Source organism: Nostoc sp. CALU 546 (assembly GCF_048836525.1).
In genome coordinates this window covers 1-15192 of sequence record NZ_JAWJTF010000156.1, presented here as the reverse complement: position 1 = coordinate 15192, position 15192 = coordinate 1, and the positions used below count along the sequence as shown (strand labels likewise).

Genomic DNA, 15192 nt, shown 5'->3' with positions numbered 1-15192 from the left:
GGGGAACTCTTTAGAAGTGGTAGTTTGACTGTAAACGTCGCTCCTTGCTCTTTACCCGGACTATCTGCGTGGACAGTACCGCCATGTAATTCGACTAAATGACGGACGATCGCTAATCCTAGTCCTAATCCACCATAGCTTCTAGTGCTAGAACTATCAGCTTGACAAAAACGATCAAAGACGTAAGGAAGAAAGTCAGGATTAATACCAATACCTGTATCAATCACCTGAATTTGAGCATATTTATTGAAAGCGACGGGAAACTCTATCCCCTTGTGGCTGTTTGAGGTTGCTCCCGCCGCCGCTTGGGGCATTGGGCATTGGGCATTGGTAGCTTCTTCCCCATGCCCCATGCCCCATTCGCCATGCCCAAAAACTAGTTTTTTATCTGTTTTATCTGGTTTTTCTGGGCCATTTACCACCGACAATTGCACCTCTACCCGCCCTCCTGTGGGTGTGAATTTGATGGCATTGGATAGCAGATTCCAGATGATTTGCTGTAAGCGCTCGAAATCCCCAGAAACTAGAAATTGAGGATTTTCGGCAAGCTTGCCGTTTTCTGAGTGTTGATTGCTTTGGGATTGTACTTCTCTTGATTCGAGATTTTCGCCATTGATTCCTAATCCGCAATCTGAATTTGGCGTTTCTTTTGAGGGAATCAGGGAAAATCTCAAATCGATTTCCTTTGATTGGGCGGCTAGACTAACAGTCTCTAGGCTCGACTCAATCATGGAAACCAAATTACAAGTACGAACATTGAGGCGTAACTTACCTCTAATCATCCGCGATATATCCAGCAAGTCTTCAATTAGCTGAGTTTGTGCTTTGGCATTGCGCTCAATTGTCTCCGTAGCCCTAGCCATTTGGGTTTCATTGAGCTTGCTTCGTTGTAGTAATTGCGCCCAGCCAAGGATAGCGTTGAGAGGCGATCGCAACTCGTGAGACAATATCCCCAGAAACTCATCCTTCATGCGGTTAGCCTCTTGCAACTGCTCAGTTTGTAGTTGCAAAGAAGCAATTAAACTAGCCCGTTCCATTGCGATCGCTATTTGGTCGCATACTGCTTGCATCATCCCCTTTTGATTTTCGGTGAAGCTTAACCGAGTGCGGCTGCCAAAAGAAAGAGTACCCAGCAACCGTCCTTGGGCAATCAATGGATAACTATAATAAGCAGTAATGCCTAAAGAACGAATCAATTCTGTTTTCGGGTCAGTTGATTGTTGGACATTCTCTAGAGCTATTGCACAACGCTCCTGGGCTACAGTACCGCAAACCGCTTCACCATAAGCCAACGACTCAATTTCCATTGCCAGTTCTGGGGAAATGCCACTGTAAGATCCCAACCGTATTACCTGAGAGTTATCCTCAACCAAATAGTTAAAGTAAACATCTAAACCAATTTGGTCTGCGAGTTTTCGGTAGACGCTATCGATTAGTACTACTGGTTGCTGACTCGATAGTAAATCGTTAGCTGTGTCGAATAGTAGCTTTAGCCTTTTGTAACCTAATGAGAGCGCTTTTTGTGCCTCCTTGAGGTTGCTGATATCCTGGAACACCAAGATACAGGTAGCTGGATGGCCGTGCATTGCTGGTAGAGTATCCGCAAATATCAGTAGAGAGCGGACACCAGTGGGAGTATGCCAGTCTATCTCTAAACCATCTAGACGTTCGCCAAGGGCAACCCGCACTCCTGGCATTTGCTCATTGGGGATGCGATCGCCAGCGGCATCCGTATAGTGATAAACTGTGTGATACTCTGCCGCTGGTACACCTTTGGGAAATTCGCCCCCAGCTAATTCGTCAGCAGAGCGATTGGCAAAAGTTACCCGCGCCGTTCCCGGTTCGATAAACAGCAACGGTCTTGGCATCAGATTTAACACATTCTCTAGCCATTTGTGCTGATTTAGAAGTATTTCCTCTGCCTGTTTGCGCTCCGTAATATCCAAAAATGCACCGATACATCCTCTGGTTTTACCATCTTCGTCAAACAGGGGTGCAACGTACTCCAACAGCTTGACAAGTTTTCCATTTTCGTGGATTACATCGATTTCAAAATCCACAACTTCGACACCATGAGCAGCAGAGTACTGCATCGGGAGTTCCTCTGCCGACAATTCTCTTCCTTCTCGGTAGACTTTAAAGCTTGTCGGTCTTTCGTCACTGGGAGCACTGAGGGAGGCATTTGTACTTGGTGATATCCCCAATTGTTTGGCAAAAGCAGGATTTCCCCTGATATTTTGGCATTCTGGATCTTCGGCAATGCCAATTCCAATGGGGATTACATCTAACAAAGTTTGTAACTCAGTAATGCGGCGCTGTAGATCCCTATTTAGTTGTAATATTTGTTCCTGGGCCAGTTTTTGCTCGCTGATGTTGCGAGTCACAGTTGCTAGGGCAATTGGCTGGCCTGTATTCTTGTCTGTAACAGTGAAGATGTTGTAATCAACTGGTATTGGTTGACCTGTCTGGAGATGCCGGAAGCCGAATTCACCCTGCCAGCGCCCTTGTAATAGCACAGTCGGCAGAATATGTTCTTGAAGATAGGCTTTGTCTTTAGGCATAACGTAATCGAATACTGCTTTTTGCCTCGCCTCGTCAAGACTGGCAAGCCCTACCAGCTTTTGACCTGCATCGTTGATGTAAAGTAATTGACCCTCAAGGGTGGTTATACCAATAAAGTCAGAGCTATTTTCTACCAGCGATACTAATTTTTGTTGCTCTGCTTCTGCTTGCTTGCGATCGCTTAAGTCGAGGATAAATGCTACTGACTCTTCCCGGTTTTCTCCTAGCAGCACGTAACCAACTAAAACCGGGATGCGGCTACCATCCTTGCGAATATATTCTTTCTCGTAAGGCGTACAAGCAGCATTGGCATTTCCTTGTGCTTCGGCGACACCCCGCTCATCTAAGTATCGATACTCTGGTGCTGTGAGATTGCTCCAACTTACCCTACCTGCTAACAAATCCTCCCGCGTGTAACCAATCATCCTCAGATATTCGTCGTTTGCCTTGTGGATACCACCGTACACATCGCCAAACAGAATCCCGATGACGTTAGAATCTACGAAACTCCCCAGTTTAGCTTCGTAGGTTCTCACTACTTCTTGGGCAAGGTCGCGTTGATGGCTGAGGCGTTCAATAACCGACGCACTTTGCCAAACCAAAATAGTAAAAATTACAATTAGAATAATGGCAAATAGCGACACTGCAAAAGCCGGGCCATACTTTTCTGCCCTTTGACCTTCAACAATTAACCACCCCAGTATAAAAGGTACTGCGATCGCGGCAACTAATAAACGACGTGCAAGTAAGCCGCCATAAGTATCACCTGTAACTACCCTCATGAACCCCTGTTCTGCCCGCGCCCATAGAATGCCTATACTTAGTAAAATGAACAATACTGCTGTGTGTAAGGCCATTGATGTTGTATAAGGGGCAAGTCCATAAAGAACTTGCACCTTGTAGGCATAGCCCATGAGCGCCTGAAAGGAAATTAAAGTAGCTACCAGAGCAAGAATCTGGGCATACCAATAACTGCGCTGGGTTTTTGGATGAATTAGAATCTGTACGCCTACGCTAACCAGCATAAAGTTCAGTGCTGTATTCACCCCCATTCGCCCCGGATGCGATGTCGCTATGCTAGTTGGCGAATCACGGAACACCAGTTCATCAATGCCAAGATTCCAGACAAACACGTATTCACAGAGTGTGAGGACAGCAATTGTGGTGACAGCTATTGCACAGACCCTAGAAATTAGCAGAGTGAGTCGGTTCAACGAACCCCCTTTGGCATTGCGGGCTGTGGAATTGTGGGGGTAATTTTGAATTATTCTTTCTTTGCTGCTTCCTTGCTCCTCTGCTTTTAAAAATAACCACAGCGACAGACCACACAGTACAAAACACAGTGCTGTGTTGACTTTCATTGTGGCAGGACTACCGGGAAAGCCGCGCTTAAGAACTTCAATGCCAAGCCACCAGCCAACTAGTACTAAACTGCCAACCAAAATGGGGATTGCACTTGCGACTTTGGCCACAAGTGAATTGCCAGGGATTTTCAAGATATCTTGCAGCCGCAAGCGGTTAACGTTTAACATTGAGTGTTCTCTAACCGCATCTATCTAGCGTAGTAAATTTCAGTATTTCTTACAGGTTAGTCCTTTATAACCTTTGTATTTTAGGCTACCTATTGACTTACTTTTCATCTACCCATATGCATATTTTTTCTTGGATAATTTAGAGTATGGGCATTGGGCATTGGGCATTGGGAATTGGGAACCCCAACCAAGTCTTACTAATATTCCCTCCCAGTAACCAATCCCCAGTACCCAGTCCCCAGTCCCCAGTCCCCATTCCCCATTCCCCATTTCAAAATTGCAGAGTATGTCGCTGACCATCGTCTTGGAAACGTTGCTCTCCAACACCAACAACTTCTACAATCACTTCACGCGGTGGAGGTGTCCATTCCCCCTCTCTCGCTTCAATTTCTACTACTATTTGATTGGGTTCAGTAAATACCCTTATATTTGTCAGTAAAAACTTTTTGTTTTGATACTTGTTCGTGTACCCATCATCTTCAAATAGCTGATATTCATTATTACCAGGCCAAATCCGTAATCGGATCTCGTCGAGTGGAGCTTGATCAACGTATTGCCTGACAGGTTGCATGGGAACGATCGCACCACCACGGACATACAGTGGCATTCTTTCCAGTGGTGCATGAGCAAGAATGTGAATCGGGCCTTCGTAGCGATCGCCACTCCACCAATCATACCAAGTGCCAGCAGGTAAGTAGACAGACCGATGCTCAACTCCAGGGCGGTAAATTGGTGCAGCCATCAGCGATGCACCTAGCAATACTTGATCGTAGAGAGTGTAAGTTTTCGGATCGTTGGGGAAGTGGTACAATAATGGTCTTAAAATCGGTGCGCCTGTTGTTACCGCTTCCCAAAAAAGAGTGTAGATGTAGGGAAGTAGTTGATAACGTAAGTTAATGTATTCTCGACAGATATTTTCAACGCGATCGCCAAATACCCAAGGTTCATGACGAGCAGTAGACATTGCCGAGTGGCCGCGCATCAATGGATAAAGCATTCCCACCTGCATCCACCGAGCGAATAATTCAGCTGTGGCGTTACCAGCAAATCCACCAATATCGCAACCCACAAACGCTACACCCGAAAGTCCCATGTTGCAAAGCATCGGCAGAGACATTTCTAAATGCTCCCACAACGATTGATTATCTCCCATCCACACAGAAGACCAGCGTTGCACACCAGCATAACCCGATCGCGTTAACACAAACGATCGCTCTGAACCTCGATGCCGTTGCAATCCTTCATAACAAGCTTTAGCCATCATCAACCCATACAAGTTATGCACTTCTGTATGAGTCACATCAATTTTGGATTTTGGATTTTGGATTTTGGATTGAAAATTCTCCTCTGCCCCCCTGCTCCCCTGCTCCCCTGCTCCCCTGCTCCCCTGTGGTGCATCTAGCGGAAACCAAATCTTTTCACCATCATCGCCGAAAGGGCGATCGTTTATGGCAGGTTCATTCATATCATTCCAAATTCCTGCCACCCCAATATCAGTTAGGCTTTTGTGTAAATCAGCCCACCAGTTAGACACATCAGGACGTAAAAAGTCAGGAAAAACAGCTTTCTCAGGCCAAACATAGCCGTGGAACAACGCACCATCAGCTTTACGTACAAAATAGTCCTTTTCTATTCCTTGATCAAAAACATCATAATTTGCTTCTGGTTCATACTTCACACCAGGATCAATGATTGTGACTGTTTTAAAACCATCCTTTGCTAAATCACTAATGAGTTTTGCCGGGTTTGGGAAGCGTTGAGGACTCCAAGTAAACACCCGATAGCCCCGCATATAGTCAATATCTAAATGAATAACATCGCAGGGAATGCAACGTTGGCGAAATTCCTTTGCTAATTCCCGCACAACGTTTTCTGATTCGTAACTCCAGCGGCATTGATGATAACCTAGCGCCCATTTCGGCGGTAACGGCATTCTTCCAGTTAGCTGAGTGTAAGTCTTCAGGATTTGGGCTGGTTCGGGGCCATAGATAATGTAATAATCCAATTCACCGCCACGAGTCTCCATTTTCCAAATACCTGGTTGTTCAGCACCGATATCGAACTGACTCCAAAAAGTGGTATTAAAAAAGATGCCATAGCTTACCTGCGGCCGCAAAGCCATAAAAAATGGAATTGCTTGGTACATTTCATCAGTAAGTGCATCATAATCTAAAGCATCCGTTGTCCAGTTGGTTTTTACCTCGCTGAGTTTATCCAGCCAGCCTGTGCGTTCACCAAAGCCATAGAAATGTTCGTCGGCTGCAATTTCCTTCCACCCTGCAACTGCACCCATCCGCCAACCCATCCCCATATCTGCATCTTGGGCAAAGGGACGATTAGCTTTGTCGAAACAGGCGATGCGACATTTTTCCCGCTGGACGCACACACGAATCTGTGATGTTTCAATTTCTACCGTTGTTTCAGTTTCCTGTACTGCAAAAGGCGTTGTCGCCCATTCTGCATCATCTACCGTCACAGCCCAAGAACGGCGAGGTATAAATTCCCCGCTTGGTGCGAAACGCACGCGGATTAAGTTGGGAGCAAGTACGCTGAGGGTAAGGCGTGAGTTGCCACAGTCAAAATTAATAATATTATTGTCCCAGGTTACAGCTTTTACATTGCTAACTGTTGTCCAAGGTTGATTCGTAGTGGGTAGTTTTCCGAAATATTGCGGCATATCAGTTATTCAGCGGGTTAACACTTGTCCGCATTCATGATTACAGACATACCTAGCCTCAAACTCTTTCTTTCGCTAGAAGTTGGGTGCAAAATTAGTAGATATTTTTGAGCAAGGGTGGTTTTTGTAATGCATAAGTTTGTATTCCCAAACATCAAAGCTTATCTAGATGCCGAGAGATATTCTTCACCGTTCTTTGTTGCTTTTGCGAGTAAGTCGCGGACTTCTTCATCAGTAGTTTGGGGAAAGTCTTTGTACCAAAGACCAACGCTGTGGAAAGGGCTAGGTGTCGAGACGCAAACGATTTCGTCTACCTCCGCTTCCAACTCTTGGCAAGTTTCAGGTGCGGCCACAGGCACAGCAATCACAATCTGAGCTGGTTGCTGTTTTCGCACAGCCACAATAGCAGCCCACATAGTTGCACCTGTGGCTAAACCATCATCTACCAAGATGACTGTGCGTCCCTGTAAGTCTGGAAAGGGGCGATTTCCGCGATAAAGCCGTTCTCGTCGTTCTAACTCCCGTTCTTCTTGCACTGCAACTCTGGCAATTACTTCGTCGGATATCTTCACCAGATTAATAATATATTGATTAATTATCCGCACACCACCAGATGCGATCGCTCCCATAGCTAGTTCTTCTTGATCAGGTACACCCAATTTACGTACCACCAAAATATCTAAGGGAGCATTTAGTACTTTGGCAACTTCAAAAGCAACGGGTACGCCACCCCTGGGTAGCCCCAATATCAGGACATCTGGGCGGTTAGCATAAGCCGCTAACTCCCTAGCCAAAACTTGACCCGCAAACCTCCGATCTTTGAATAGCATGGTGTGACATCCCTAATTAGTTTTCAAAAAATTAAATATTTACATAAATATTTACACGTATTTTTCCTTAGTTATCCACCTCAAACAATGGATCAAATTCCCAACTTTTCGTTATGGTCAGATGTTCATGAACTGATCATAGAAAGCGAAATATTCCGTGTCCTCTGACTAACGGAGCGACATCTTCGATCTATAGTTCTATCAAACGAATGAGTTACCTTTAATGGACAAAGATTTTTGCATCTTTGGCTGACACAATTTCACGAATCCACAGTCAATAGGCGTCCCAAGGTGGCTTTTTGATACGACACGGTGACGCGGTGAACACTGTAGACGTAGACAATTCGTGTTAGCGCTGAAGCGAATCCATTGCATTAGAATGAGCGTCACCCGTATACCGACTCTTAAAGCTTGCTACGCGCACCGGCGAAGGTTGAAGAAGGAAGGAGGCAGGAGGCAGAAAGCAGGATAGCGCAGCGTTAGCGAGTCCGCGAGCGTCGGGAGAAGGCAGGAGGCAGAAGGGAAGAATTTGGTGGGGATTCAAACCCCCACTAAATAAGTGCCACTGAAATCTCTGATTCAGTGGGGGACTCAAACCCTTGCTCCCTCCGGTCGCGGCAAAGGACAGGAGGTAGTATTCCTCCTGCCTCCTGCCGACGCTCGCGGACTCGCTAACGCTGCGCTATCCTGCCCTCTGCCTTTCTTATTGAAAACTACTATTAATTAAGTTTTCTCCCACTTCCCAATCTTTGCTGTTAAACTTTTACTGAGTATTTTTTTAAACTCTATCTTAAGAAATAATTACTTAATTACTGGCTTATGCGAAAATCTATGAGAATACAGTAATAATTCAATTGTTAATTCTTCGCCTACCCCCTTGTACTTACATTATATTAATACTAGCTTTACATTACCCCTTAATTGTAAATATGAGATAATACACCATATACTTATTCATCATCTAATGCTTAGTATTACAGAGAAAAACTCATCTAAGTTACCCGCCTAACACTTTTGAATAAAAATTAATAGGGTAGAATAACTGAATATTGCTCAACTATTTTTAAAATCAAAAGCAGGATTTTTTAATGATCAGTTTAAGTAATTCAGAAAACAGTACAGTTAGCAGCATCGCCGCCACTAAGAGGCTGGCAAGGGCAATGATGGTTTCTGGCGGAGAGTTTTCACTGTTACTAGCTTGTTGTAACTGTGTTCAAAGGCAGCAGCAAGTACTAAATTTGTTAACAGAATTTTCATCAGCAGATATCCACGAAATTTTGCTCTCACCTGCGGCTGACAAACTTTATACAGCTATTACCACTGAAATTGGTGCAACTCAACCCGAAGCTTTGATGGTACGGGGTTTAGAATCTGTAGTGGCAATTAATCAACTAATCATCAGCACTAATATCATGCGAGATGAGTTTCGGAAACAGTTTCGATTTCCCTTGGTGTTATGGGTCAATGATGAAATTCTGTGCAAGCTAGTCTGGCTAGCACCCGATTTCAAAGACTGGGCAGCTAGTACTATTAGATTTGATATACCTAACAATCAGTTAGTTGAATCTGAACAACAAGCCATCAGCGCTTAATATTGCCTGAGATTATTTTTAAAATATTGTATATCTTAAATTGAGCCGAGCAAAACCTCAGCTAAAGTTCTGTCGTATTCTCTTATAAAATTACTTTTATTGAGTGGTCATTGGTCATTGTTGAATACCCTGTCCTTTGTGGGCAGAAAAACTTTGTCTTTTATAGGACAATACGGTTCAGTTAAGGTTACTGGTATAGATAATTTGTCTTTGAAGACGCGATGAATCGCCGTCTCTACAAGTGTTTTGGGCTTATCTGAACTGTATTGTTTTATAGGACTAATTCAAACCATGTTATAGAGTGGACTGGTTTCTCTTGGACTAATGACTAATGACTCATACCAATTCTTTATGAAGCTGCATAGAATTGGATCCAGATATGTGCAACTTCACATTAGATTGGTATCAGCACAGCGTTTTGATTGAGTTCATCTTCATACAAAATTTGTATAAGGAACAAACAATCACTATATCAGCGTCTTTGTTTATATCTGTTTCAGAAGACAAATATCAAACTAATTCCAACTAGTGAAGTTCTGGAATTGTATATTTTATTGTCTATTAATGACTGGATACTATTTTTGAGTTATATAACTCTTGAATAACATTTCTATATGACTATGAAATCCATGCTGAAAAACTACTTTAACACCAATCAAGGGCGAATTTTAACTGCTTTGGTTTTGACGGGTATTTTGTCTGTTGCTAGCACTTTAACACTTATTAAAGATGCTACGGGTGCTTCTTTGAACTTATCACTAGAAACAAGCAATGAAGTTCTCAAAGACAATGTTAAACCCAACCGTTTGCCACGTCCAGTAGCTAATGCGGTACTGCGAGATTTAGCCCGTAGAGAGGGAATTTTCACCAGCCAACTGCAAATTATTAACTATAATCAACAGACTTGGCGCAATGGTTGCTTGGAACTACCTCAACCTGATGAAATCTGTACCCAAGCGTTAGTTCCGGGTTGGCGGATTGTGGTATCTAATGGCAAAAAAAACTGGATTTATCATACTAATAATAATGGGCGATCGCTACGTTTAGCTTCGGCAAATACCCCCTCAGAAAATCTACCAGTTAAATTACCCACATCTGTAAAAAATACTGTTTTGCGGGCTGCATCCAGACGTTTGCAAAAGCCAATTTCTCAGCTAACCATTATTCAGGCTCAACAGCAAACTTGGAGAGATAGCTGTTTAGAATTAGCTAATGCTGATGAATTCTGTACCCAAGCTTTAGTACAAGGCTGGCGGGTGGTTGTCGGTGCAGTTGATCAAACCTTGGTTTATCACACCAATGAAACAGGTTCCGCACTCAGACTGAATCAAAACGCTAATGAAAATACACTAGCCCCTGTAAAAATTCCAGTCAGCGAGTTACCACCACCGTTAGATCGAGATATAGTATTTCGGCAAATTTCCAGTGGTGGGATTACTGGCAGAACCTACGAGACTGTTTTACTCAAAGATGGGTTATTGATTAGGGTGCGTATTGGTGATGCCAATGATTCTGAACGTAGTGTCCGCCGCGTTTCTGTGCAACAGGTGCAACAATTTGTGCGATCGCTAGAACGTTCCCAGTTTAGTAAATTCCAGAATCTTAGTTATCCAGCCCCCAGCGGTTCTGCTGACTATATTACCTACACTCTCACCAGTCAACAGGGTACGGTTCAGTATAACGATATTTCTCAAAATAACCTGCCAAAGAATTTACAGACAGCAGTCAAAGCTTGGAATCAGATCGTAGCCAGCGCACAATAATAAAAAACTCCACGCCACTTGCGGGATGGAGTTTTTGGGCATGGGGAACAGGGCATGGGGCATGGGGAAGAAGTTACCAATGCCCAATGCCCGAAGCGGCGGGGCGGCTGTCCCTCTGCACCCACAAGGGGATGGAGTTTCCCGCCGCTTTCAAAAAAGTTAGGAGCGATCGCCTGAGAATAACTGATAAAGTTGAGCTACGCAAAGTTGAAAACAGTGACCTATGCCTGCGTTTCTATTAGAAGTTGGTACAGAAGAATTACCTGCAAGCTTTCTCAGTGATGCCTTAATACAGTGGCGAGAGCGCATTCCTCAAAGTTTGGAAGCAAACAGCATCAAGGGCGAAAGTGTCCAGGTGTATGGTACTCCTCGGCGTCTGGCGGTAGTGATTAAAGGTCTACCATCCCAGCAACCAGACCGAGAAGAAGAAATTAAAGGGCCCCCCGCCCAAGCTGCCTTTAAAGATGGTCAACCGACAGCCGCCGCCGCCGGTTTTGCTAAAAAGCAAGGTGTGGAATTAGATGCGCTGTCTGTTCGCCCCACTGACAAAGGGGAATTTGTCTTTGTGCAAAAAAGAATTCTTGGTCGTTCTGTCGCGGAAATTTTGACAGAACTTGTTCCCCAGTGGATTTGGGGTTTGGAAGGTAAACGATTGATGCGTTGGGGTGACGGGGATGCGAGGTTTTCCCGACCAATTCGTTGGTTGGTAGCTTTGTTAGATGAAACGGTGCTACCTCTAGAATTAGTGAACGGTTCTAAAACGATTCAGAGCGATCGCATTTCTCAAGGTCATCGGGTTTTACATCCTGAACCTGTGACAATTGCCCAAGCTACCGATTATGTTACCGACCTCAAGTCTGCTTATGTCACCGTTGACCCAGAAGAACGGTCAAATCTGATCAAAGAACAAGTAAAAGCAGTAGCAGAGAATTTAGGCGGTTATACAGTCATTTACCCCGATTTGTTAGCAGAAGTAACCAACCTTGTAGAATATCCTTCCGCAGTTGTCGGGAAATTTGAACCAGAATTTTTGGAATTACCAACTGAAGTAATTACTGAAGTGATGGTTACTCACCAGCGTTATTTTCCTGTATTCAAACCAGATAGTTCTCAGCAAGAATTATTACCCAATTTCATCACCATTTCTAATGCTGATCCCAAAAAATCAGATATTGTCGCCGTCGGGAATGAAAGAGTAATTCGTGCCAGATTAGCTGATGGCAGATTTTTCTACGAAGCTGATTTAACCAAACCAATAGAAAGCTTTTTACCCCAGTTAGAAAAAGTCACTTTCCAAGAAGAATTGGGTTCGGTGCGTACCAAGATAGATAGAGTAGTGAAGATTGCCGAGCAAATAAGCACCCAATTAGAATTAGCGGAAAATCAAAGCCAAAAAATCCAACGTGCTGCTTTATTATGTAAAGCAGATTTGGTTACACAAATGGTGTATGAATTCCCGGAATTACAGGGGATCATGGGAGAAAAATATGCCTTAGCCAGTGGTGAAGATGCGGAAGTAGCAAAGGCAATTTATCAACATTATTTGCCAACGGGAGCCGGTGACAATTTACCCGAAACACTCACAGGTCAAATTGTCGGTTTGGCAGATAGATTAGATACCTTGGTAAGTATCTTTGGTTTAGGTTTAATTCCCACTGGTTCCTCCGATCCCTTCGCCTTGCGTCGGGCTGCTAATGCTGTAGTTAAAATTACTTGGTTTTATAATCTGCCGATAAATTTAAATAATTTATTGGCACAAATAGCAACAGATTTTGCAGCAAAATACCACAAAGATCAGGCATCATTAACCACAGCATTACAAGAGTTTTTCTTGCAACGCATCCGCACCTTGCTGCAAGAAGAAAAGCAGATTGATTACGATTTAGTAAATGCAGTTTTGGGAGAAAATGACCCAGAATATACAGAACGGACGTTAAAGGATTTATTGGATGTACGCGATCGCGCCTTGTACTTACAACAAATCCGTAACGATAGTACTTTAGATAACATCTACGAAACAGTTAACCGTTCCACACGATTAGCCGCTCAAGGTGATTTGGATACAAAACAGCTAGAACCAGCAACGGCAGTTCGTCCAGAATTATTCCAAAAGCCCTCAGAAGACGCTTTGTATAAAGCCTTAATCGAATCAGTACCGGAAACTCAAGCAGCACAGCAGGCACGAAATTATCAACTGTTAGTAGCAGCACTAGCAAAAATTGCTCCAGCAGTTAGTAACTTTTTTGATGGCCCAGATAGCGTTTTAGTTATGGATTCCGATCCAGAAGTCAAGCGTAATCGGTTACATCTACTCGGATTAGTTCGCAATCATGCCCGTGTTTTAGCTGACTTTGGTGCGATCGTCAAAAATCTGTAGCGTAGGTCAACAAAAACTTGTGTAATTTTTGCCAAGAAGCGCTACTATAGGGAGTGCTTAACCAGGGACTCTGCTGCAATCTATGCCTAGAGCTACTGTAATTGGATTGGGAAAGTCCGGTGTTGCTGCGGCGAGATTGTTGAAACGGGAAGGTTGGGAGGTGGAGCTAAGTGATGGCAATACCTCCGAAGCCCTCCTGCAACAACAACAAGAACTCGCTGCCGAGCAAATAACCGTGAAACTAGGCCAATCCCTAGAATTGAATGGTGCTAATTTACCCCAATTAATAGTTGTTAGTCCTGGCGTGCCTTGGGATATTCCCGTATTAATTAAGGCACGCCAATTAGGTATTGAAACCATTGGCGAAATGGAACTCGCTTGGCGAAATTTGCAATCGCTACCTTGGGTAGGAATTACAGGTACTAACGGTAAAACTACTACCACAGCTTTAATTGCTGCCATTTTCCAAGCAGCGGGTTTAAATGCACCTGCCTGCGGTAATATTGGCTACGCCGCTTGTGATGTTGCCTTATCTTCGAGGGGACAGGGGACAGGGGACAGGGAGCAGGGGGATAGGGAAAGAGGTGGGGAAACTCAAATCCAAAATCCAAGTTGCGCTGGAAGCGCACCAAAGGTGCGACCTAAAATCCAAAATTGTATTGATTGGGTGATTGCGGAAGTTAGCAGCTATCAAATAGAATCTTCCGTCTCTCTTGCTCCCCGTATTGGTGTTTGGACGACTTTCACACCTGATCATCTTAGTCGCCATCAGACTTTAGAGAACTATTACAACATCAAAGCCAAGTTATTACGTCAGTCCGAGTTGCAAGTATTCAATGGCGATGATGCCTACTTGAGCCAGCTAGGTTTAAGTGCTTGGCCTGATGCCTATTGGACAAGTGTCAAAGGAAAAGATTTTCTAATTAGCGAAAAAGGCTTTTACATTGAGGACGGCTGGGTTGTGGAAAAATTAACTGCAACCTCTGCACCAGAACCAATTGTAAAAGTATCTACTTTGCGGATGGTGGGAGAACATAACCAGCAAAATCTCTTGATGGCAGTAGCAACGGCAAGATTAGCGGGAATTAATCGTGATGCGATCGCACTTGCGATTCGGGAATTCCCTGGTGTTGCCCATCGTTTGGAACATATCTGCACTTGGGAAGGTATTGATTTCATTAACGACAGCAAAGCCACTAACTACGATGCTGCCGAAGTTGGTTTAGCATCTGTACAAAGTCCAGCGATTTTAATTGCTGGTGGAGAAGCGAAAGCAGGTGATGATACTGGCTGGCTAGCAAAAATTCACTCCCAAGCTGCTGCTGTGTTATTGATTGGCTCTGCTGCACCCGCATTTGCCAAACGTCTCCAAGAGGTAGGGTATCATACATATCATATAGTGGAAACTATGGAAAGGGCAGTTCCGAGAGCAGCAGAATTAGCTAAGGAATATCAAGCATCTGTGGTGTTGCTATCTCCGGCTTGCGCGAGTTTTGACCAATACCCGAATTTTGAGGTGCGGGGCGATCGCTTCCGTCAGTTATGCCTCGCTTGGACGGAAAGCTGGAAACCTCCCAGAGTAGAACATCCAGAGTTTGACAACTCTAATCAAGAGTCCATAGTTCAAAGTCGATAAGCATTGTTTTTCAACAAGTTCGTAGTAATACCAATTTGAAAAAAGAATGCGACAAATAGACTATTTGTAGAGACGCGATTCATCGCGTCTTTACCCAAGGATGTGTTGCAATCATTAATTGAATTGGTATTAGATGCAGCAAAGCTTTATCGAGTAAAGACTTTAACTCATCTACTGATTGATATGAAGATGGAGCGATGGCCAGTGAAACAGCGTCAGAATT

At 44.0% G+C, this 15192-nt stretch carries 8 protein-coding genes; 5 read left to right on the top strand and 3 right to left on the bottom strand.

Annotation, left to right across the window (positions count from 1 at the left end):
• The 3 genes from RRG12_RS39835 to RRG12_RS39825 all read right to left on the bottom strand — a co-directional run.
• Window positions 1-4094, bottom strand: a 4094-nt coding sequence (locus RRG12_RS39835) for a PAS domain S-box protein (RefSeq protein ID WP_420763000.1), incomplete at its 3' end; no start/stop codon positions are given.
• Between the two features lie 271 nt (window positions 4095-4365).
• The gene (locus tag RRG12_RS39830; protein WP_420762999.1) at window positions 4366-6771 is read right to left on the bottom strand and encodes a glycoside hydrolase family 31 protein; all 2406 of its coding nucleotides are present in this window, start codon (window positions 6769-6771) and stop codon (window positions 4366-4368) included.
• Window positions 6772-6932: 161 nt separating this feature from the next.
• Complete coding sequence (locus RRG12_RS39825; protein WP_420762998.1) at window positions 6933-7601, bottom strand: phosphoribosyltransferase; 669 nt, start codon at window positions 7599-7601, stop codon at window positions 6933-6935.
• 1088 nt (window positions 7602-8689) lie between these two features.
• On the opposite strand from RRG12_RS39825, the gene RRG12_RS39820 reads away from it, so the two are divergent.
• The 5 genes from RRG12_RS39820 to murD all read left to right on the top strand — a co-directional run bounded on the left by RRG12_RS39820 (window position 8690) and on the right by murD (window position 14969).
• Window positions 8690-9193, top strand: coding sequence for a hypothetical protein (locus tag RRG12_RS39820; RefSeq protein WP_069072774.1), 504 nt, complete (start codon window positions 8690-8692; stop codon window positions 9191-9193).
• 620 nt (window positions 9194-9813) lie between these two features.
• Window positions 9814-10956: a hypothetical protein gene (locus tag RRG12_RS39815; RefSeq protein WP_420763001.1), complete on the top strand. Its 1143-nt coding sequence runs from the start codon at window positions 9814-9816 to the stop codon at window positions 10954-10956.
• 18 nt (window positions 10957-10974) lie between these two features.
• Window positions 10975-11133 (top strand): hypothetical protein, encoded by a 159-nt coding sequence (locus RRG12_RS39810; RefSeq protein ID WP_420762997.1) that lies wholly within the window; start codon window positions 10975-10977, stop codon window positions 11131-11133.
• Between the two features lie 46 nt (window positions 11134-11179).
• On the top strand, window positions 11180-13333 hold the full coding sequence (gene glyS, locus RRG12_RS39805; RefSeq protein WP_420762996.1) for a glycine--tRNA ligase subunit beta: 2154 nt from the start codon (window positions 11180-11182) through the stop codon (window positions 13331-13333).
• 82 nt (window positions 13334-13415) lie between these two features.
• Window positions 13416-14969 (top strand): UDP-N-acetylmuramoyl-L-alanine--D-glutamate ligase, encoded by a 1554-nt coding sequence (murD, locus tag RRG12_RS39800; RefSeq protein ID WP_420762995.1) that lies wholly within the window; start codon window positions 13416-13418, stop codon window positions 14967-14969.
• Window positions 14970-15192 lie beyond the last annotated feature (223 nt).

Coding starts and splice junctions, on each gene's coding strand:
- RRG12_RS39825 (WP_420762998.1), bottom strand. CDS start 7,601: ATGCTATTCAAAGATCGGAGGTTTGCGGGTCAAGTTTTGGCTAGGGAG.
- murD (WP_420762995.1), top strand. CDS start 13,416: ATGCCTAGAGCTACTGTAATTGGATTGGGAAAGTCCGGTGTTGCTGCG.
- RRG12_RS39830 (WP_420762999.1), bottom strand. CDS start 6,771: ATGCCGCAATATTTCGGAAAACTACCCACTACGAATCAACCTTGGACA.
- RRG12_RS39815 (WP_420763001.1), top strand. CDS start 9,814: ATGAAATCCATGCTGAAAAACTACTTTAACACCAATCAAGGGCGAATT.
- RRG12_RS39820 (WP_069072774.1), top strand. CDS start 8,690: ATGATCAGTTTAAGTAATTCAGAAAACAGTACAGTTAGCAGCATCGCC.
- glyS (WP_420762996.1), top strand. CDS start 11,180: ATGCCTGCGTTTCTATTAGAAGTTGGTACAGAAGAATTACCTGCAAGC.